Source organism: Geotalea uraniireducens, from assembly GCF_027943965.1.
GTDB classification, from domain to species: Bacteria; Desulfobacterota; Desulfuromonadia; order Geobacterales; family Geobacteraceae; genus Geobacter; species Geobacter uraniireducens.
Map to the genome: position 1 here is coordinate 1,671,720 of NZ_AP027151.1, position 18,954 is coordinate 1,690,673.

At 49.1% G+C, this 18,954-nt stretch carries 22 protein-coding genes and 1 riboswitch; of the genes, 1 reads left to right on the forward strand and 21 read right to left on the reverse strand.

Annotated elements, in window-relative coordinates; all coding sequences use genetic code 11:
* Positions 1 to 101: 101 nt before the first annotated feature.
* The 15 genes from QMN23_RS07870 to QMN23_RS07940 form a co-directional block, all read right to left on the reverse strand.
* On the reverse strand, positions 102 to 704 hold the full coding sequence (locus QMN23_RS07870) for a nitroreductase family protein (protein WP_282003199.1): 603 nt from the start codon (positions 702 to 704) through the stop codon (positions 102 to 104).
* Between the two features lie 44 nt (positions 705 to 748).
* A complete protein-coding gene (locus QMN23_RS07875) occupies positions 749 to 1,252 on the reverse strand; it encodes a DUF2127 domain-containing protein (protein ID WP_282003201.1) in 504 nt (167 codons plus the stop codon).
* A gap of 18 nt (positions 1,253 to 1,270) precedes the next feature.
* A complete protein-coding gene (locus tag QMN23_RS07880) occupies positions 1,271 to 1,654 on the reverse strand; it encodes a hypothetical protein (RefSeq protein ID WP_282003202.1) in 384 nt (127 codons plus the stop codon).
* 58 nt (positions 1,655 to 1,712) lie between these two features.
* Entirely contained in the window at positions 1,713 to 2,408 is a 696-nt protein-coding gene (locus tag QMN23_RS07885; RefSeq protein WP_282003203.1) for a Bax inhibitor-1/YccA family protein, read from the reverse strand.
* Between the two features lie 169 nt (positions 2,409 to 2,577).
* Positions 2,578 to 3,213, reverse strand: coding sequence for a VIT1/CCC1 transporter family protein (locus QMN23_RS07890; protein ID WP_282003205.1), 636 nt, complete (start codon positions 3,211 to 3,213; stop codon positions 2,578 to 2,580).
* A 143-nt stretch (positions 3,214 to 3,356) separates the two neighbouring features.
* On the reverse strand, positions 3,357 to 4,205 hold the full coding sequence (locus QMN23_RS07895) for an ABC transporter permease (RefSeq protein ID WP_282003206.1): 849 nt from the start codon (positions 4,203 to 4,205) through the stop codon (positions 3,357 to 3,359).
* A 1-nt stretch (position 4,206) separates the two neighbouring features.
* Positions 4,207 to 4,911: an ABC transporter ATP-binding protein gene (locus QMN23_RS07900; RefSeq protein WP_282003208.1), complete on the reverse strand. Its 705-nt coding sequence runs from the start codon at positions 4,909 to 4,911 to the stop codon at positions 4,207 to 4,209.
* 135 nt (positions 4,912 to 5,046) lie between these two features.
* A complete protein-coding gene (locus QMN23_RS07905; RefSeq protein ID WP_282003210.1) occupies positions 5,047 to 6,006 on the reverse strand; it encodes a cation diffusion facilitator family transporter in 960 nt (319 codons plus the stop codon).
* On the reverse strand, positions 6,003 to 6,551 hold the full coding sequence (locus tag QMN23_RS07910; protein ID WP_282003212.1) for a hypothetical protein: 549 nt from the start codon (positions 6,549 to 6,551) through the stop codon (positions 6,003 to 6,005). Before QMN23_RS07910 ends, QMN23_RS07905 begins: the two co-directional genes overlap by 4 nt.
* A 26-nt stretch (positions 6,552 to 6,577) precedes the next feature.
* On the reverse strand, positions 6,578 to 9,136 hold the full coding sequence (locus tag QMN23_RS07915) for a cation-translocating P-type ATPase (RefSeq protein ID WP_282003214.1): 2,559 nt from the start codon (positions 9,134 to 9,136) through the stop codon (positions 6,578 to 6,580).
* Between the two features lie 53 nt (positions 9,137 to 9,189).
* A complete protein-coding gene (locus QMN23_RS07920; protein ID WP_282003215.1) occupies positions 9,190 to 9,474 on the reverse strand; it encodes a zf-TFIIB domain-containing protein in 285 nt (94 codons plus the stop codon).
* 12 nt (positions 9,475 to 9,486) lie between these two features.
* Positions 9,487 to 9,726, reverse strand: a complete 240-nt coding sequence (locus QMN23_RS07925; RefSeq protein ID WP_282003217.1) for a PGPGW domain-containing protein — start codon at positions 9,724 to 9,726, stop codon at positions 9,487 to 9,489.
* A gap of 516 nt (positions 9,727 to 10,242) precedes the next feature.
* Positions 10,243 to 11,511 (reverse strand): magnesium transporter MgtE N-terminal domain-containing protein, encoded by a 1,269-nt coding sequence (locus tag QMN23_RS07930; RefSeq protein ID WP_282003219.1) that lies wholly within the window; start codon positions 11,509 to 11,511, stop codon positions 10,243 to 10,245.
* A 14-nt stretch (positions 11,512 to 11,525) separates the two neighbouring features.
* A complete protein-coding gene (locus tag QMN23_RS07935; RefSeq protein ID WP_282003221.1) occupies positions 11,526 to 11,699 on the reverse strand; it encodes a hypothetical protein in 174 nt (57 codons plus the stop codon).
* A gap of 12 nt (positions 11,700 to 11,711) precedes the next feature.
* A complete protein-coding gene (locus QMN23_RS07940; protein ID WP_282003223.1) occupies positions 11,712 to 12,983 on the reverse strand; it encodes an NRAMP family divalent metal transporter in 1,272 nt (423 codons plus the stop codon).
* A gap of 324 nt (positions 12,984 to 13,307) precedes the next feature.
* A riboswitch (M-box (ykoK) riboswitch) is annotated at positions 13,308 to 13,475 on the reverse strand.
* 145 nt (positions 13,476 to 13,620) lie between these two features.
* On the opposite strand from QMN23_RS07940, the gene QMN23_RS07945 reads away from it, so the two are divergent.
* Positions 13,621 to 13,971, forward strand: a complete 351-nt coding sequence (locus QMN23_RS07945; protein ID WP_282003225.1) for a hypothetical protein — start codon at positions 13,621 to 13,623, stop codon at positions 13,969 to 13,971.
* A 215-nt stretch (positions 13,972 to 14,186) separates the two neighbouring features.
* On the opposite strand, the gene QMN23_RS07950 is transcribed toward QMN23_RS07945, so the two are convergent.
* From QMN23_RS07950 to QMN23_RS07975, 6 genes are all read right to left on the reverse strand, one after another.
* A complete protein-coding gene (locus QMN23_RS07950; protein WP_282003226.1) occupies positions 14,187 to 15,683 on the reverse strand; it encodes a Fic family protein in 1,497 nt (498 codons plus the stop codon).
* 108 nt (positions 15,684 to 15,791) lie between these two features.
* Positions 15,792 to 16,106 carry a hypothetical protein gene (locus tag QMN23_RS07955; protein WP_282003228.1) on the reverse strand — a complete coding sequence of 105 codons (315 nt, stop codon included), beginning with the start codon at positions 16,104 to 16,106 and terminating at the stop codon, positions 15,792 to 15,794.
* A 1-nt stretch (position 16,107) separates the two neighbouring features.
* A complete protein-coding gene (locus tag QMN23_RS07960) occupies positions 16,108 to 16,995 on the reverse strand; it encodes a ParM/StbA family protein (RefSeq protein WP_282003229.1) in 888 nt (295 codons plus the stop codon).
* A gap of 177 nt (positions 16,996 to 17,172) precedes the next feature.
* Complete coding sequence (locus QMN23_RS07965; RefSeq protein WP_282003231.1) at positions 17,173 to 17,805, reverse strand: hypothetical protein; 633 nt, start codon at positions 17,803 to 17,805, stop codon at positions 17,173 to 17,175.
* Between the two features lie 67 nt (positions 17,806 to 17,872).
* Positions 17,873 to 18,352: a hypothetical protein gene (locus QMN23_RS07970; protein ID WP_282003233.1), complete on the reverse strand. Its 480-nt coding sequence runs from the start codon at positions 18,350 to 18,352 to the stop codon at positions 17,873 to 17,875.
* Positions 18,285 to 18,941, reverse strand: a complete 657-nt coding sequence (locus QMN23_RS07975) for a sigma-70 family RNA polymerase sigma factor (protein ID WP_282003234.1) — start codon at positions 18,939 to 18,941, stop codon at positions 18,285 to 18,287. The genes QMN23_RS07970 and QMN23_RS07975 overlap by 68 nt, the downstream gene beginning before the upstream one ends.
* Between the last annotated feature and the right edge of the window lie 13 nt (positions 18,942 to 18,954).

The following is an 18,954-nucleotide window of genomic DNA, read 5'->3' on the forward strand; positions in this document are numbered from 1 at the left end:
GCTCCTGTGAGCAGTAGAAATAGTATGCCAGCGAACAATCTCATTTCCTGCTCCTTGGGTGTATATGTATAAAATGCAGGCGGTCTCTTTTTGCTGCTGATTCAGAATGAATTTTCAACAAGGACTTCTGCCAACGACAGCTTGCCCGTCCGGGGGAATGATTCCTGCGCACGACTACCCACCGCAATCATCAAACTGACGACATGGTCGTCTGGCAGGTTGATCAGTTTCCCCACGGCATCGAAATCAAATCCGTCAATGGGACAGGAATGCCAACCCTGTTCCTGCGCCAGCAGCATGATGCTCATGGCAAGCAGCCCACAGGAGCGCATCGCTTCGTCCCGTTGTACCTGCGGTTTATCTCGATAATATGCATCAATTGCGGGTATGAGCATGTCCTGATACATCTGCGGTGCTCCAGCCCAGTAACGAGCCGGTTCTTTTGCCCAGGCATTCAGGTCAGCACAAAGGACAAACAGGAGGGTTGCATCAGTTACCTTGTCCTGGTTCCAGGCAACTTCACGAATCCTCTGCCGCAAAGCAGGGTCTTTGACATTCACAATACGCCAGTTCTGGATATTGAAAGCAGTTGGCGACAGCATAGCCTTTACCAACAGGTCAGTTACCTGCTGTTCGCTGATAGTAAATGCCGGGTCAAACATTTTCTCCGCACGTCTTTCCTGTATTGCCGTTGAAACATTCATGGTTATCTCCCTTAACTTGATTAGTTTGCTAATACTGCAAAATTTCATGGTGTTTTCTTTTCGCGGTCCTTAATAAGTACAAACAACAGGTAGGATACAATGCCAAGATTTACAACGAGTACGGTGACTCTCGGCCATGTAACCTTAATGGCCACCTCATATATCTCAACTGGAATGTATATGCCACCTGTAAGGACGGCAAACCACTCGGCCCATGTTTTCCTCAGCCAAAGTCCAACTGCTTCTATCATGCGCACAACAAAGTACATTGCCGCAGCTAGAGCCATGCTCCAGAGTTTGGTATCGTCTATATGTTCTATCAGGTCGAGAAAAATTCGCGGATAATGACTGGCAGGATTGAGGTGAAGATGTTTCACCAGATGCATGGCGGCTTCATTGATGTCCTTGTGGATGTAGGTCAGAAGCTCGAAACCCACAAGGAGAACCAGTAGCCCCTTTGCTCCTTCAAAGAGCGCAACAACATGCAGCCCACGTGCGTGTGACTGCTTGATCTGCTGCTTTGGGACTTTGGTACGGCTCTTTTTCATTCGTATGTCTGCATCAATTCACTCCGCAGACCCAACTATTTTACAGGGTATAAGTTCATCCTCATTGAACGAGTAAACAGCACACATCCTGTGATAACCATCAGCAATAACGACTTTGCCAATGCGCTCGTCTCTCACCAGAAGTATCGGTGATATTGATTTTCCGTTCTCGATCTTGTTTCTGTCTTTCTCCACATGGGAATTACTGACTCCAAGCAAAGACAGTCCCGATGCTCGAAAGATGTCTTTTGCTTTGAACTGAGCTAGCTGGGCACTCTTCAGGCTACTTACGATCACCTTAACTGTTGTGTCATTGTAGAGCAGCCCAAGGTACGATTCTGCTGCCGGATAATTCTTGTCCTCAGGCTCTGGCAACCATTTGATCTTGATTTGTTTGGCCATACTGATACCCCAACCTCACCCAATCCATACCCGTTTAGATGCCTGGATTATAATCGCGTTATCGCCGGTCACCGGTAAACCGTAGCAACATGAGAAAAAGGTTCATAAAATCAAGATACAGTGTCAATGCCCCGAGAATAGCAGGTTTTCTTCCATCAGTTCCCTGAGCTGCCATTGCTTTGATTTTCCAGGTGTCATATGCAGTAAGACCTGTGAAAACAATGACGCCGATACCTGATATGACCCACGAGACTGCACTGCTGCCAACGAAGATGTTGACGACCGAGGCGATTACCACACCTATCAACCCCATGAACAGAAAACTGCCCCACGACGTAAGGTCTCGCTTGGTCATAAATCCAAAGAGGCTCATGGCACCAAACATCCCGGCAGTGGTAACAAAGGTGGATGTAATAGAGTTGGCAGTGTAGGCTAGAGCCACACTAGAAAGGGTAATTCCGTTAAGCGCGGAGTAGGCAATGAATACAAAAGTCGCAGTTGAGGCACTCATCTTGTTGATCGCACCCACCAGAGTGAACACCAGAGCCAGTTCTCCGATCATTATTCCGTAAAAGACAAGCCTGTTTCCAAATACGGCATTGAGTATCGCCGGTGAGGAGAGTGTGATGAGCGAAACAAAAGCTGTAATTGCCAATCCAGCTCCCATCCAGGCATATACCTGCCGAATAAGAGAATTTTGTCTCACAACGACCTGCGTTGAGGTACGTGACTGCGTGGTACTAAAGTCATTCATGATAAATCTCCTGTTATTAGACTTTCTGGAGGTTCGATAACTGCAAATCTCAAATATGACGACTGTTGATAGTCACCTTGTGGATTATACTTTTACTCAGCTAGCTATGTTAATGATGTTAATGAAAGTATACCATTTTAAGCAAACCCTTTGGTGATTGTTTTGTGTCTCAAATAACTGCGCCAAATAACTTGCCGACTCCGGCAGTTAGCCCCATTGCGAGCACGCCCCAGAAAGCAACACGAATTGCACCCTTAGCAATGGGAGCGCCTCCTGCGTATGCTGCGGTAGCCCCCAAAATTGCTAAAGTAATCAGCGCGGTTACAAATGAAACCTCCGTAACCAAGGACTTAGGAGCGAGTAATACGGCAAGAATCGGAATAATTGCCCCTACAACAAATGCAATTGCAGACGCAAGTGCTGCTTGAAGCGGTCTAGCCCGTAATGTTTCCGTTATGCCGAGTTCATCTCGGGAGTGCGCTCCAAGCGCGTCACCGGACATCAGTTTTTCTGCTACTTGGCGTGCCAAAGGTTGGTCGAGACCTCGGCTCACATAAATTGAAGTGAGTTCATTTAGTTCGTGTTCCGGTTGAAGTTCAAGTTCACGCTTTTCTCTGGCAATGTCAGCATGTTCAGTATCTGCCTGCGATTGAACCGAGACATACTCGCCTGCAGCCATTGACATTGCTCCAGCGACAAGACCGGCTATACCAGCAAGCAGAATGCTATTTTGTGATGCTCCGGAAGCTGCAACTCCAACGACAAGACTTGATACCGAAATTGTTCCATCGTTAGCACCAAGCACTGCTGCTCGAAGTCAACCTATTCTTTCTGACCTGTGAGATTCGCTGTGAATTTGTAGCATTAACTGAATCACTTTGAGGTCCAACTTACTACTGGACTGTTATTCCAGACTGCTGATACATCTTCATCAATCACCCCATAAATCTAGACGATATCTTCATCCCTGAATCGCTTGAAAAGCAAAGCGCCAAGAATAAGGCAATAAACAAGGACATTTATGAAAGGATAAAGAGAGCCAATTCCATGGTTTGATTCGCTCTCAATCAACGAAGATGCCAACTGCTGAACTCCTAAGAGCTTCGGCCACAAAACATACACAACTTTCCACCATGTAATGTCTGACTGTGGGCCGGTGCCAGGTTGTTGCATCATTACCTGTGCTATCTGACTGTGGCTGGCAGCAGCTATGCCATCAGCTACAAAGCCGACGGAACCAACGCCAAGAACACAAAGAAAAGCGACAATGTCGGACATCAGGACCGATAAAAGTAGTACGGCAATAACCACAAAGAGCAGGTTGATAGAGCAGAGCATCGAAGCAACAAGGTACCCCGGCATGAAAACCTGCAAATTGATGGAGGTGATCAAGAAGACAATACTATGCAAGATGAACATAAAAAGTGTCGATAAGACCCATAATCCAAGAATTTTGCCCATAACATACTGCCACCGAGCTATCGGTTTTGACAAAATGCACGATTGCATTCCCTCATTTCGGTCACGTCTGAAGATTCGCATCGAAAGCAAAGCTGCTATGACCATCACACCAGCACCAATTACGTGGAAGGTCGCTTTCGATAATGTCCTGACAATGGTTCCGGCATCAAGAATCTGTCCGTTCACCATGTAATTACCTTGATAACAGCCACGAACAAGAAATACACAGAGTGCGCAGAATACGAACATGACGACGAAACTTCTCTGCTGCACTTCGTCGATAAGCGTATATTTTGTAATCCTTGTAATGGGGGGTAATGATTTTGAAGTTTCCATGTCAACCTTTCACCAATCGAACAAACACATCTTCCAACGTCTCCCCGTCTTTGACAATGGAGGAAATTGTGTCTTTTACCAAGAGCTTGCCTCGGTTGATGATAGCTGCGGTATCACAGATTTTTTCAACTTCCGACAACAGGTGTGAATTTAAGAAGATAGTCATGCCTTGACCTTTAAGCGAATCCAGGAGCAGGCGTGTTTCCCTAATACCAATTGGGTCTAAACCAGAGGTGGGCTCATCTAGAATTAACAGTTTTGGATTTCCCATGAGTGCGGCGCCTAATCCGAACCGTTGGACCATGCCCTTGGAATATGTGCTAACCTTAGTATTTTCCCTGCCTTGCATTCCAATCAACTCGACAATGCGCCTACAGTGATCTGCAGCCTCAGACCGGTTCATATCCAATAAATCAGCACTTCGTAGAAGGTATTGCCACCCTGAAAGAGAGGGTGGAATATGGTTGTTTTCGGCAAGATATCCGACTGATTGTCGGCATTCTGCCTGGGTGCTTGGGATGCCGTTTAATGATAAGCTACCCGATGTCGGTCGAGTGAAGTCGAGCAGCATCTTGACGATGGTCGTCTTCCCGGCCCCATTGGGTCCAAGCAGGGCAAAACACTCACCGATATTGACAGAAAAGGACACATCGTCCACAGCTGTAAGCGATTCGTATCGTTTGGTAACGTTTTTTAGTTCAATCATATAATGGACTCTTATGGAATCTCAGAAAACTTTCCATCTGCAAGGTATTCGTGATTAATCTGGTCGTTGTTCTCTATCAGTTGTACGGTACGGATCATAAATGGTGGTAATGGCAACAGGCAATAAGTACGCTGACTAATAACCCAGTTCCTGGCATGCTTCAGAGTAGACCTCCCCAACCTTTGGACACTCCACGGCACATGTTTCACACTCCCCTGGACACGGTTCGATATGAACAAGGATATGGCTGTGAGCGAGGCACTGTTCAATGTCTGCCGTAATTTGATGGGAAAGGGTATGTCCGTCCTCGACCGTCATTTTTTTCGGAACTACCAGGTGCATGTCGATATGCCTGATATGGCCTGACTTGCGGGTGCGAAGCTTGTGGTATTCGATAATCCTGTCGGAGTATTTCTCCATCACTTCATGAATCAGCCCCTCTTCATCGTCAGGCAGTTTTACGTCCAGAATATGGAAGAAGGCAGCCTTGGTTAAATCCCAGGCAGCCTTGATAATCATGAGCGCCACGACTATGGCAATAATAGGGTCTAGCATGGCGATACCGGTAAATTTAATTGCAACTAAACCGCCAAGCACGCCAACCGACGTATAAACATCGGTCCTGAGATGCATGGCGTCAGCTTCCAGGGCAACGGAATCAGTCTTTATCGCTACATTGAGCAGATAACGGGAGACAAAGTAGTTGGCTACTGCTGATACAAGCATGACCAATGCGCCCAGTCCAAGGCTTTCGACCGCAATTGTTCCAGAGCGTAGTTTGTGTATCGCCTCCCAGATGATATAGAATGCAGCACCGAAGATAAGCACCGCCTCGATTGTTCCTGCTACGTTTTCAATTTTTCCATGTCCAAAGCGGTGTTCGTCATCAGCAGGTTTTCCTGATTCCCGGACAGAAAACCAGGCGATAATTGCCGCTACGAGGTCAATTCCGGAATGAACCGCTTCGGAGATAACGCTAACCGACTGCATCATGATGCCGACAATCAGTTTTAGGACGATCAGTATGGAATTCGAGGTAATGGAAAATACAGCAGCCTTGCTTTTTGCTCGTTGTACTTCAGGTGATTGGATCATTGCGATACTCCGGCGGCGGTCATAATCAGTTTCAGCTTTTCCGTGGCGCCCTTGAGCAGTTCCTGAGCCTCGGTATTCTTCTTTCGGTACTCCAGAAGCGTCATTGGATTTTTGTCCGTGACAAAGTTTCTGATGGCATCGAACGAAGCAGCGTATGTTTGGTAAGCAGCGATCAAGCCCGTTTTCGCTTCATCCAGAAGCTTCCTGGCTTCGGGTGGCAGGGCTTCCGGAATTGCCTTCTTAGCCAGAGATTCCCCAGCCCGTAGGCTCTCGGACTTTGCTCTGTCGATGATGGAGGGGAGGTTGATGGATATCTCGCCCCCTTTCAGGACGCTTTTCAGTTCATCTAGCGCCAGTTGAATAGCCTTGTCCGTGAGGTTTTCAATGCTCAAGACCTCTTTCTGAAATGCCATCAGCTTTTCTTTGTCGGCAGGAGAGAGCGTGATAGCGGGGATCTGTTGCTGCGGAGCCGGCGCTTTTTCGGTCGAGCAGCCACATAGTGCCATAACTCCAATTATGAGAGCAACCAATACGATATTTTTCAAAATGTATCCTCCAGTAATAGTTCGTCTCAAGGGGTATTTTTCTCTTTTTTCCTACTAAACATCTTAAACAACTCGAACCATACAATGCTCGATATGCCGGCAGACACACATATGACAACGTCGACCGGATGGATCACTGAGAACCTGAATACTTCTCGAAAAATAGGAATATTAAGCGCCATCCCGAGGAAGATTACTGCACCGCCTGTTACCCACCAGAGAGCGGCATTCTGAGCCCCTAATATCCTGACAATTGTGCTGGTCCAGGAACGGTTGGTCATCATCAGGCCAAGGTTGGCGATTATGAGGGTAGTAAATGCCAGAGTTCGGGCCTCAAGTTCTCCATGCCCTCGGACAAGACTGACGCCAAACACAATCAGAAGTACAACTAGGACACTCACCCCTTGAAGTGTGCTTAACAACAAGACGCGCTTGCTGAACAACGGTTCCTTTGGATCGCGGGGTGGCCTTTGCATCGCATCCATCTCCGCCGGTTCAACCTCGTACACTATTGAACAGGCAGGATCTATGATCAGATGGAGGAATGCGATATGGATCGGCATGAACAGCAGCGGCCACTTGAAAAGCACCGGAATGAGGGACATCCCGGCAATCGGAATATGTATGGCCAGAAGATAGGCCATGGCCTTCTTCAGATTGTCGAAGATACGCCGACCCATTTTCACGGCCCGAACGATGGAGGCAAAGTCATCGTCCAAGAGCACGAGATCGGACGCCTCGCGTGCTACGTCTGTCCCTCTGCCACCCATAGCTATACCGATATGAGCTGATTTAAGAGCCGGTGCATCGTTCACCCCGTCTCCGGTCATGGCAACAACCTCGCCGTTGCTCTTCAAGGCTTTCACTAGGCGGAGCTTCTGTTCCGGTACAACTCTGGCGAAGATGTTGACTGTTCTGATCCTCTCCTGTAGATCCACTTCACTCATGCTCTCCAGTTCAGGACCGGTTATGACTTCATCCGGTTGGACAAGCCCGATCTGCCGAGCAATACTGCGCGCCGTGCCGGGATAATCACCGGTGATCATCACCATTCTGATGCCGGCCCGGTAGCAATCCTGGAGTGCTGCAGCCACGGTTGGTCTGACCGGATCGGCCAATCCCACAAGCCCTAAAAACTCGAAGGTGAAGTCGTGTTGTTCACCTGGCAGACCAGGTTTACTGAAGTATGAGCGCGCTACTCCCAGTACCCGCAGTCCGTCATCAGCCATCCGGGTCACCGCCGTCATCATCTCCCTATGTTGGCTGTCACTGAAATGGCAGAGGTCGGCAACCGCTTCCGGTGCGCCTTTGGCGGCAATAACATACTCATTACCTTCCGGAGCCCTCCAGACATGAGACATGGCAAGAAGTTCAGGAGATAGCGGGTATTCCTTTTCAAGGCGCCAATCACCGTGGAGATGCTCGGTATGGGCGAGATACTCTTCGCCAAAATCCTTGATGGCCCGCTCCATCGGATCATAGGGGTCGCGCTGGCTTGCGAGAATGCTGAATTCCACCAGATCGTGAAATGTATCAGGAGGCGGGTCATTCCGAAAGTCACCAATTTTGTACAAAGTCCCATCGGTGTTGAGCGCAGTGACCGTCATCCGGTTCAATGTAAGGGTGCCTGTCTTGTCCACGCACAGGACGGTCGCCGAACCGAGTGTTTCCACTACCGGTGCACTGCGGGCAAGAACCTGAGTCCGGGAAAGTCGCCATGCCCCCAATGCCAGAAATATTGTCAGAACCACCGGAAGCTCATTCGGCATGACCGCCATAGCCAGGGTTAGTCCCGCCAGTACCCCATCGAGCCAGGCGCCGCGGGTGAACCCGTAAATCAGAATAAGCAGTGCACAGAGCACAAGGACAGCCGTTGCAAGAATTTTTACCAGACGACCGGTTTCACGTTGCAGCAGGGTTTCTTCGCTGGTCACTGCTTGCAGGGCCTTGCCAATTTTGCCGATGGCGCTCTGCTGTCCGGTAGCAATCACGCGGGCAATTCCCTGACCACGTACCACCAAGGTTCCGGAAAAAACAAATGGGAGATCATCTCCCCCTGGTTGCACTACAGGTGATGTAGCATCGCCGGGCACCTTGCGTACCGCAATGGATTCGCCTGTCAGGAGCGACTCGTCTGTAGATAGACTGGTGCAGTCCAGCACCAGAGCATCGGCAGGAACCCTGTCACCTTCTGCAAGAACAATGATGTCACCTCGAACTACGTCTCGACCGGCAATCCGCTGCTGGGTGCCGTTGCGAATAACAAGGGCTCTTGGGCTGGAGAGGTCACGGAGGGCCTCCAGTGCCCGCTCTGTTTTCCGCTCCTGGTAAAGAGTTATTCCCATGACGAAAAAGACAAAAGCCAGAAGCATCATCGCTTCCTGCATGTCCCCCACCAGCAGATAGATTGCGCCACAAGCCACCAACAGCAGGAACATCGGCTCACGCATTACGTCGAGGGCTATCTGAAAGTTTCCACGTTGCTTTGAAGACGGAAGTTCGTTGGGACCTTCTTCCCCGAGAATTCTGGCGGCTTCCTGTGAGGTTAGTCCAACATGTTCATGTATTTCAGGTTTTCGCGCCATAACTGCCACCTTTTTACGGAGAGAGGAGATATCCCCTCTCTCCGAGGCTGATATCAATCGAACAACTCTGACAGCCAGGACTTTTTCTTGTATTGGCCGTTATGACCATAGCCATGATCATCATGATGTTTTCCATACTGCTGCTGAATGTCGCCGGAGTGGTATTTTTGAGGTTCCAATTGTGTATGAGTTGGTGTTTGTGTAGTTGACCGTTCGATGATTTTATCCAGTTCTCCCCTGTCGAGCCAGACACCACGACATTCTGGACAATAATCAATTTCTACACCTTGGCGTTCAGCGATCTTAAGGTCAACTCCTGTGCATATCGGGCATTTCATGACGAATTCTCCTTATGTTTTTTGTTTGTTATTGTTTTTAGAGTTGTTAACAGAGCGTTGTATCCGCTCCCGTACAATGTGAAGCATTCTCCTGGCCCAGGCAAACTCGGTTGCAAGAATTCCCAATGCAAGAGGAATAACGACAACTGTCGGACCGGGCAGAACTATCATGGCAATACCAATTATAAGAATGGTAATGCCGATAACTGCCACGAGTAGACGCTTTAGCTTTTTAAGCGACCATTGCTTCATGGTAATAGAATGCTCTTGATTTTAGTGATTACAATGAACTTGATACAGCCTGAACTACAAAATGAGGAGTCATGTGTGGTTTTGCGGGGGGACGAATATCCTGTCTATTAGGCGTGGAAGTGCAAGATGTGGTTCATATAGGGATGTTCGCTCGATAATTACTTGGGAGATTATTTTCGGCAAGATGTTGGCCAATATTTGACCGGCGCAGCAACAGGTTGTTTCACAATCATCTGCATCATGATTTTCGGGACATTCATGATCTTGGTCAGTAGTCAGATACTCACATGTATCTTTATGGACCAGTTCGCCAAGAGATGAACAAGGATGTGCCAGGCATGCCACAGGAAGTATGAGATACAGAACGATCAATATGATTGATACAATCTTCATGAAGTTCACCTATCTCTAAATTCCAAGACACCAAACCATCTACGGACGTTTTGTCTAAATGAGTTATTTATATCACCAATGTACATTTTTAGATAGATATGACTATACACTATGGCGAAATCATTACGAATAATTGTGTTCCAACTGCATGATGTCCCGGTACGGAACAACGCCATGGATAGTATCCTCTTCATCAAGTACCGGCAACGCTGAAAACCCATAGCGTTTGAACTTTTCTTCGGCATCGGTGATGGAGTCGTTGCAATCCAGACTAATGAGCTGCGTAGTCATGATCTCTGACAAAGGCGTACTTTGCTTGGCCATGAGCAGTTCCGGCAGACTGACGACTCCTTTGAGCTTGTTGTCATGATCAACAACGTAGATGTAATCGAGAACGTCAGACTCTTGGCCAACCGTGCGGTAGGCAGCTATGACCAGGTCGGTATGAACATCGGGTAGGAACCTGACATAGGCTTTGGTCGTCAGGTTCGCAATGGTGTCGACCTGCTTATCCAGAAGTGCCTCGATCTTTTCCGTCTCGTCGTGTTCCATCAGATCGAGAATCTCATCCGCCTGATCAGTCGGCAGGACCGAAAGGACATCGGCTGCCTGGGCCGGGGTCATCTCGTCAATCAGGTCGGCAACCCGTTCCTTATCGAGAGAGGAAATCAGGCTGCGCTGCACCCGTGGCTCCATCTCCTCCAGGGTGTCCGACGCCTGATCCGTCTCCAGTTCATTGAAGATGGCCAGGCGCTGTTCCTCTGACAGCTCTTCAAGGATATCGGCCAGATCTACCGGGTGGATATCTGGTAGGGCATCCTTGAGGATGTTCAACTGCACATTCCCCTTGAAGCTGCCGATCTTCTCCGGCAAGCGCTGTACATACGTCCAGGGGATCGTCTCCTTCTTAAACATCTCTGCCAGATGGTAGGCAAACTGGGCCACATAGCGCAGCCCCAGACGTTTCAGCAACCCGTAGCGGCTGAAGTCCACATCTGTTGCATACAGACGGCCATTCCGTAATAAAAGCTTAACGTCATACACCACGTCAATCTCATTGCCGTCCAGATCAATCACCTTCTTGTCGAGGATATGATCCTTGAGCAGGATCTGATTCTCTTCCGGTTCACCTTCAAATGCCTCGACATCCTGTAGAGAGAGTTCTATGCCGCTGTTCTTCAATTCATCAACTTTGCCGATTGGCACCAGCAGTGATTTGTAACCGAAGGGGCGGCTTATGATAAGGCTAGTGACTTCGGCAACTTTCTCGTGTTCAACAATCATCAGGTCATCAAGCTTGCCGATCTTTTTGCCGAGGTTGCGGACCGGTATCCCGGCCAGATCACTCAGGAAGAAAACCTGGTCTTGTGGGGTATTGTTTAATGGCGTCATGGTTGTTCCTCCTTTCACAGCAAGGTGATGAATTTGTAGAGCAGCAGGCCGACGAGCAAGATCAGGTACAACCGTAAAAACAGCAATGATCCCTTGACCCAGCCGGACATTTCGACATTCGGAGTGGCGTATTTTCGGTTGATCTCCTGAATCTTGGAGAAGTTATGTGAAAAGAAATCTCTGATCATAGTCGTGTCCTCCTACTTGAACATGTTCGGGAACAGAGTGCTAATCCCGTAGAGAGTTGAAAGAATGACTATCGCCACCACGATGATGCTGGTGATGATGTTCTGCCAAAGGGTATTGGTATAGTCACCCATGGTCTTCTTGTTGTTCAGGAGCAGGATCAGGAATACCAATGCAGCCGGCAGCAGGGTAACGGCAATGACCTGCACAAACAGGGTGATCAGCACCAGCGGAGCCTTGGGGATCAGAACCACACAACCGGCGGTGATCAGTGTCAGGAAGTAGTTGGCGTAGAACCAGGGGGCCTCCCGGACCTTGTTGTTGAGCGAGTGTGCCCAGCCGAAGACCTCCCCGAAAGCCCAGGAACTGGCTAACGAGATGCAGATCGCTCCCAGCAGACCGGCGTCAAAAAGACCGATGGCCATGAAGGTGCCGGCGTACTTCTGGGTCTTCATCAGCAGGGTGGAAGCCTGGGCCGCGTCGTCGATGTTGACTCCCGGCAGGATAGTGCCGGTCACGATAACGATGAAGATCGCTACCACCACCGTCAGGATCGAGCCGACCAGAGTGTCGAGTTTGCCCCACGGGATGTCTTTTTCCCTGGTTCCTTTGTCCACCACGGCGCTCTGCTGGAAGAAGAGCATCCAGGGGGCGATAGTGGTACCGATATTGGCCATCAGGAAGAAGAAGAGTTCGTTGTTGAATCCTCCCGGTGGCAGGTGCGGTCTGAACCCGGTCTGGACGATATCATGCACTGACGGGTGCACCATGAAGGCGCCCGGGATATAGATCAGATTCACGGCGCAGAAAACCAGGGCGATCTTCTCCCAGGTCCAGTAGCGGCCATTAAGCACCATGATCCCCATAAGGACACAAACGCCAAGAACGGTAGCCCATGGTGGCACACCAAAGATGCGCAGCGCCGAGGTCATGCCGATAAATTCGGTAACCAGGGTCAGCCAGTTGACAATCATGAGATCGATCAGGGAAAACCACCCCCAGAAGGCGCCAAAGCCAGCAAAAATTGCCTCGCCATGACCTCGCTTGGTGACAGCCCCCAATCGGACGGTCATCTCCTGTACGTAGTAGGCGACCGGCACCAAAATGACCAGAAACCAGATCAGGTGGTAGCCGTACTTGGCACCGGTGGCGGCATAGGTGGTAATGCCACCGGCGTCATTGTCGGCAACCATGACGACGATGCCCGGACCGGAAATGATGAAGAACAGTTTGATCGCCTTCCAGATGCGGCGAAATTCGTAGTAAAGCTGGGACACGCTGAACACGTGGCACCTCCTTCAGCCTGAAGTTGCGCAGAAATAGTCAAACTACGGATTACGAAGTTTATTCGTACCGTTATGGAATCAATCTGCAGACGTGTTGAGGCTTGGGGAGAGGAAAACAAGGAAAGTCTCTCCGCCGGCCATAGAAGCATCGGCCCAGCGGAAAAACCTGAAAATCAGAAGGTGATGAGGTTTACCGCCGGGGGGTATCAAATACGCATGACTTGTTACTAGGACTGTCCAACCTGGATCACCACCACCTTTCCGCTTCGAAGTACGCTCAAAAAAAAAGACCACGGGGGGAACCGTGGCCTCATAGAGTTTGCCGTGATTCCCCTCTCGTAGGTTTTCGGCAGTGCACAACGTAGGTCGGTTGACCAGCTACCTTAAGTCAAGCCTTAATCCGGCAAGACCTGGTCTACCCATTGGCGTCTTTCGACGTTTCCGGGCAGTAGCCTGTGTTTGTGCAAACGCCTCATGCTAACGAGGAATTCAACTTTTTACCAATTACGCTTTCAATTCTTGCATGTCAAGAAATTTGTCACAAATTGTGGCTATCCCACTGACACGTTGACTCTTCAACTCATCTCACATATATAATCTTGTTAAAATAATTGGGGTAATAATGAAACGAATAAACTTGGAAAACAAGAAAACTCAACTGCTTTCCCGGCGAGATTTCTTCATTCGTATGGGGTGGTATGGATTTTTCGGGAGTCTGTTTTTGGTGTTTTCGCTTGGAGTCGGCACCGTAGGGTATCACATCACAGCAAATTTGGGATGGGTTGATGCCTTTCTCAATGCGTCGATGATTCTGACTGGAATGGGCCCCGTTGATAAGCTTGAAACCAATACTGCAAAGCTTTTCGCTTCATTTTACGCAATCTTCAGCGGAGTATCTTTTTTGACATTTTGTGGGGTGTTATTTACACCTGTCTACCATCGGTTTATGCACAAATTTCATCTTGATCTAGGAGACAAGAACCTTTGAATGGAATTGACGTAGATTGTCGAGGGTAGTTGAAAAGCTTCACACTCCGTCAGAGTGTAACAGCCTGTTATTTTGGCTACCTGGCAAATTCAGGGATGTGTTAACCGTTCTCTACAATCGTATGTAAGACGGCACTCGTTCTCAACCGCAATTCCCCTCGAAAAACATCCATTCCCTTGCTATCCCTTCAATCCCAACAGGTGACACCCCAATTATTATCTTATTCTCGCACTAACCAGTAGAAGCAATCTCTTGTCGTCCGCCGGATCATCGAAGGCATTGCACTCTTCCATTTGTATCCGTGCTGTGGCATAGCTGTCGAATGAAATCCTGGATACAAAATCCTGTGCAAATGACATCACACTTATGAATGACTCCGGTTGCAAGTGATTGGTCAATCTCTTGAGCGAAGCTACATACTCGTTTCTGAAAACCGAAGGGATGATTATTCGTGTTTCTTTTGCGGCAACCAGTTCGGAATTCATCATTGCCCGGGCGGCCCTGCCGTTACCATCGTCAAATGGGTGTACTTCAGCAACGAGAAACATAATCAATAGAGCCCGGGAGAATGGGTGTTCTAGTGACTTATACAAGCTGAAACCTTGTAAAAGGGTCCCTCTAACCAGATTCGGGTCAACAAAACGAGTGGCGCCTGCATAATTAACTTCTTCCTTCAATTCACCCGGGCGCTTATCCGGTCTTCCCACCATGATGTCGGCATGTCTTGAGTGAAGCAGTTCGATAAGCTCTTCAGGGCTATTTGGCGTTCTTGTCATATTTTCCAAACTGCTGACGACTCGATACGTACCAAGAATGTCATGGCCGTCTGCTGGACGTATTGCAGGGATCACTCCTGAGTCTACAATTTCCTTTGCCTCGTCGACCTTGAATCGGGTACCCTCGATGTAATTCGAAAAGTAAGCATCAAAGAATGAAACCGTATAAAAAGGGGTTCCGGTTCCGGCGCTAGTAGGGCGATAATTGTGTGGCATCGAAGCGAGGACAGACCAGAGCTTTTCAACTCTTTCCAACGCATGGGGATCATACGGGGTACCCAATTGATGAGCTTTTGCTACCGGATCAGCAAGAGTTGCCTTACGGGTTCTCAGTAATGTCCCTATTAGGTTGTCCAGTTCTTCGAACTCCCTCTCCAGTCCTAACAACGGAGCTATCTGACGAGCTTGGTCTCGCAGCCTGTTGAGAGAATCTTCCTTTTCGACGTTCAACAGCTCAGCAAGTCGGCGTTCGATCATTTCCCTGGGGAGGTTCTTCAGTTCACCGCCACTTCGCTCCCGGGAGGGCGTCAGGTTTTCCAGTAAGGCGCGCGCACGCGATGCCATGAAAATGCCTAACAATGGCGTATCACCTTCTGCCGGTGGAGCACCTTTAACCTGAACGAATTTGGTTCCATGTAATTCGAGAGTTCGTGCGTACTCGCCTGTTACATACACGCGGCCGGCAGGCGAAACCCGGCTTTCGAGTGCTGTCCGGTTGCTGACGACGCAGCCCGGAAACAGCAATGTCAACGCCTGCAGCCAGTTTTGCCGAATGATGTATGCCGGATCGTCACTGGTGTTGGACGTATAGAGTCGTGGTCCGATCTTCCTGATGCGCCCGGCCTTCGCTTCGCGGCTGATCGCAACCGATGTTGTCGAATCCGAGAGGAACAGGATCGGTAATTTTTTCAAGTTAAGCGCCATCGGCATCCCCATGAATTGTCAGTTTCTTGATAATACATACCACAGAATGCAAATTCTATAAAGTTAAAGATGCTTTTGTAGAGTTATTGCTTGGAGTGAAGCGCGAACAAGGACACTGTCTTACTCAAGGATGCTGTTCAAAACATCGCTGCAATCAACGTCCTGAAGGAATGCGGAAGCACTTTTGGGAACTATCGATTCATCCGGCGGCTTGTCGGCAGGCTTCATAACCGACATGGAAGTAAGAACTGGCGATTGCAGATCTGATGTGCCCCCATCCATATTGGCCAGCACCTGCTTTCCCCGTTCCGTCGCAAGGAATTGCTTGATCGCTTCGTGAGTAAACGTCGCCTGCTTTCTGTTTTTGCGCAGCCGTTCAAAAGCGTTGATGATTTCGGGATCATAGGTGGAAAGCTTGAGCGAGTACAAGGGCACTTTACACCCCCTTGGCAAAGGCGAGCGTTTGGAATCCCCTGGCATTAGCATATTCCGGTTCAGGCAGAACAATAACCTCGATGTTTCTGGTTGGCAGGCCGTTCTTCAGGAATGCAGCTCCACCACCGAACAGCAGAACACGATCAAAATCGGCATGCATGCCGACATGGGCCTGCAACTCACCCTGAATGTCACGGATGATGTGCTCGATATACGCAACGCCGGCTTCCTGGATCTCCCGGGTGACATCGTGCCGTTCGAAGCCGTACTGCAAATAGCCCTTCTCGATCAGGAAAGCGATTTCCACAGGGGTGAAGGTCCCTGATGGAGCGAGATTCTTGATCCGTGGCAGCAGAAAGCTGGTAGCCATCTGGTGAACGCCACGTTTGTTGAGGGTCTTGCCATGGATGATCTGCTTTTTCTGTGGTGAGAACAGGGTGAAGATGATGGTGTTGAAGCCGATATCAATACCGAGAACATTGCCGGTCGGGCGCTCCGGAAGTCCATCGAGATAATCCCGCAAGCCGCCCAGCCCCTGCGGGAACACCGCCACATCCTTGATTGCTCCGTCGGTCAGAGACTTGGCCAAGGCCGGCACGACGCCGCCCGGCTTGTGCTGCTCCTGCCAATAGGAGTACGGCAGCCCGACGGCAAGGAGAATGTCCCCCTCACAGCCCGCCTGCTTCAGGCATTGTTCCGCAAATACCGGATAGTAGCGCACAAGCTCTTCCATCGTTTTCAAATAGGAAGAGCCCGACGCCATCAGGGAATCTTCTCCGATCAGCAGATTGTCGCCGTTGTAGCTGAACGCAGAAATGATCCTTCCCTTGCGCTCCCCGTAAATCCACTTGGCCGAAGAAAACCCGAGATCACACACCAGCACATTCATATCAACCCCCAAAAGTTTTGTAAGGCAAGTACGCCTCCATACAAAATATCTATAGGGGGGGCAGGTAGCGGTGGCAAATATGGGGATATATTTGGTGACAAATTTGCCACCTCCGGAACTTGGCGCATATTTGGTAACAAACTTGGTACCAAATTTGGCGCAAATACGGAGATGTGACTATTCGACTCCACTGGCCGGATAAAACCCATCGCCAGATCTGTTGAGAAGCCAGTCAATTCGTTTTACATATTCGTGCATCAGATGCACCGATTTTATGGCGTAGAAAACATCATCCCAGTTCTTGCCACTGGCTTCGATGCCTGGACATTCCGGGACAGTCGCTAAAAACGATTTCCGCTCCGAACTCCATTCGATCATTAGAGAAGCAGGCTTGGACCGGTATTTCCTCTCTTTTTCCGATTTGATCTTTGATCCATCGTACAGCCTGAGATAGATGTCCGGGAAATCTCTCTTCAATGCCATATGAGCAGCACTCTCGTTCACTTTGTCTGGAGCAGATTTCAGTTCAGCAACTGTCACATACGGATCAAGCCTCCATCCGAGGCACCATCGTCCAAAGGATAAACCCTTTCGCCGGCACGCGGTTGTCAACTTCTGGTCGATATCGTATTGACGGCGGTACTCGCTTCTTTTCATAGCTGGGATGCGGCCGGTATCTCGCAGCAGTTTGTAGACCGAATCTACGGTTGTTTTCCTCAGCGCCCTGGTGATTTCAACAACACTGAACCCTCTTGAATACGCTTCGATGATCCGGCTGTTGAGCAGTTCTTCGATATCTTCAACTTTCATTGCAGCCTCCTGTTGTAATACAAACTTTTCTATAAAGACTTTTCCTTAGAAAAGTTTGTTAATTGGATTATTTGACAGATTTACTGCGCTGTTTTTCCATCGACTGACGTTCCAAAGCCGTCAAGGAAAGGTACAGTCTCCGACTCTCTCCCCTGCAGCTTCGCAACATGTTGTAGGCAATCTGGCGGATACGTTTGATTTTGAACTCCGGGTACTCGATGTGGAAATAGGTGCGGAGGTTATTGGCAACATCGCGCACCGAGACTCTATACCTGGGTCCGTGCTCTTTCGGGAGATAGGAGCACAGAATATAGCGCTCTATCTTGCCGAAGTTCGGGAATGCGAGCATCAGCGCTCTCTTGTCTGATTTGAAAGACATGTTCATCCGGGCGACATACCATTCATTCGACCAAATGCTGGAAAGCAGTTGCAGGGCGTGCTGATCTTTCTCGTCCAAGGGCTCGGTCAAAAGTCCCTCGTCAGCCATTCTTTTCAGAGCTTTCAGTGGTACTGGTTGATACTGCAGTGCGGCCTGCTCCAGGTTCATCGTTTTCCTCCTTTGTCGATGGTGTCTTAGTGTCAAACAAACGCTTTGGATCGATGCTGCCTCTCTCGACAAGGGAGTTGATCCGGTCGAGTGCTCTGATAAGGGTTTCCCTCACATTCGAAACAACACACCCCAGGCGTTCAGCAATTTCGTAATTAGACAACTTTCCTTCCATGCCTATTCCGAGAGCCCAGTAAAGGGCCTGTTGCTCCTTGTCCGTAAGGTGGTGGCTAACTGACTGGAATATCATCTCAATATCATGTTCCTTCTGACTTTCTATGGCGCGTGTTTCAGCTACGGTATCCAGGTCGTCACAGCAGACATGAGAGGGAATTGAATTCGATCCATGGGTCAGAATATCCGGTGCCGGGGTTATGACACTGATCTGATTTCGGAATATCTTCCAGAAGGCAGCCTCGAATTTGATCTTCTTCTCGCTGTAGCGACTTGCAGCTACGAGAGCAGACTCATAGGCCTCCTGCATATAGTCGCATTCTTCATATGGTGAAAAATTCCTGTACTTGGCGATGTAACCCTTTATAATCGCCTCATTTTCTTTGACCCATGACATAGCTTGCTGAAAGTCCATGTAGGAACCCTCC

Coding starts and splice junctions, on each gene's coding strand:
- QMN23_RS07870 (WP_282003199.1), bottom strand. CDS start 704: ATGAATGTTTCAACGGCAATACAGGAAAGACGTGCGGAGAAAATGTTT.
- QMN23_RS07875 (WP_282003201.1), bottom strand. CDS start 1,252: ATGAAAAAGAGCCGTACCAAAGTCCCAAAGCAGCAGATCAAGCAGTCA.
- QMN23_RS07880 (WP_282003202.1), bottom strand. CDS start 1,654: ATGGCCAAACAAATCAAGATCAAATGGTTGCCAGAGCCTGAGGACAAG.
- QMN23_RS07885 (WP_282003203.1), bottom strand. CDS start 2,408: ATGAATGACTTTAGTACCACGCAGTCACGTACCTCAACGCAGGTCGTT.
- QMN23_RS07895 (WP_282003206.1), bottom strand. CDS start 4,205: ATGGAAACTTCAAAATCATTACCCCCCATTACAAGGATTACAAAATAT.
- QMN23_RS07900 (WP_282003208.1), bottom strand. CDS start 4,911: ATGATTGAACTAAAAAACGTTACCAAACGATACGAATCGCTTACAGCT.
- QMN23_RS07905 (WP_282003210.1), bottom strand. CDS start 6,006: ATGATCCAATCACCTGAAGTACAACGAGCAAAAAGCAAGGCTGCTGTA.
- QMN23_RS07915 (WP_282003214.1), bottom strand. CDS start 9,136: ATGGCGCGAAAACCTGAAATACATGAACATGTTGGACTAACCTCACAG.
- QMN23_RS07920 (WP_282003215.1), bottom strand. CDS start 9,474: ATGAAATGCCCGATATGCACAGGAGTTGACCTTAAGATCGCTGAACGC.
- QMN23_RS07925 (WP_282003217.1), bottom strand. CDS start 9,726: ATGAAGCAATGGTCGCTTAAAAAGCTAAAGCGTCTACTCGTGGCAGTT.
- QMN23_RS07930 (WP_282003219.1), bottom strand. CDS start 11,511: ATGACGCCATTAAACAATACCCCACAAGACCAGGTTTTCTTCCTGAGT.
- QMN23_RS07935 (WP_282003221.1), bottom strand. CDS start 11,699: ATGATCAGAGATTTCTTTTCACATAACTTCTCCAAGATTCAGGAGATC.
- QMN23_RS07950 (WP_282003226.1), bottom strand. CDS start 15,683: ATGGGGATGCCGATGGCGCTTAACTTGAAAAAATTACCGATCCTGTTC.
- QMN23_RS07960 (WP_282003229.1), bottom strand. CDS start 16,995: ATGAATGTGCTGGTGTGTGATCTCGGGTTTTCTTCGGCCAAGTGGATT.
- QMN23_RS07965 (WP_282003231.1), bottom strand. CDS start 17,805: ATGAAAGTTGAAGATATCGAAGAACTGCTCAACAGCCGGATCATCGAA.
- QMN23_RS07970 (WP_282003233.1), bottom strand. CDS start 18,352: ATGAACCTGGAGCAGGCCGCACTGCAGTATCAACCAGTACCACTGAAA.
- QMN23_RS07975 (WP_282003234.1), bottom strand. CDS start 18,941: ATGGACTTTCAGCAAGCTATGTCATGGGTCAAAGAAAATGAGGCGATT.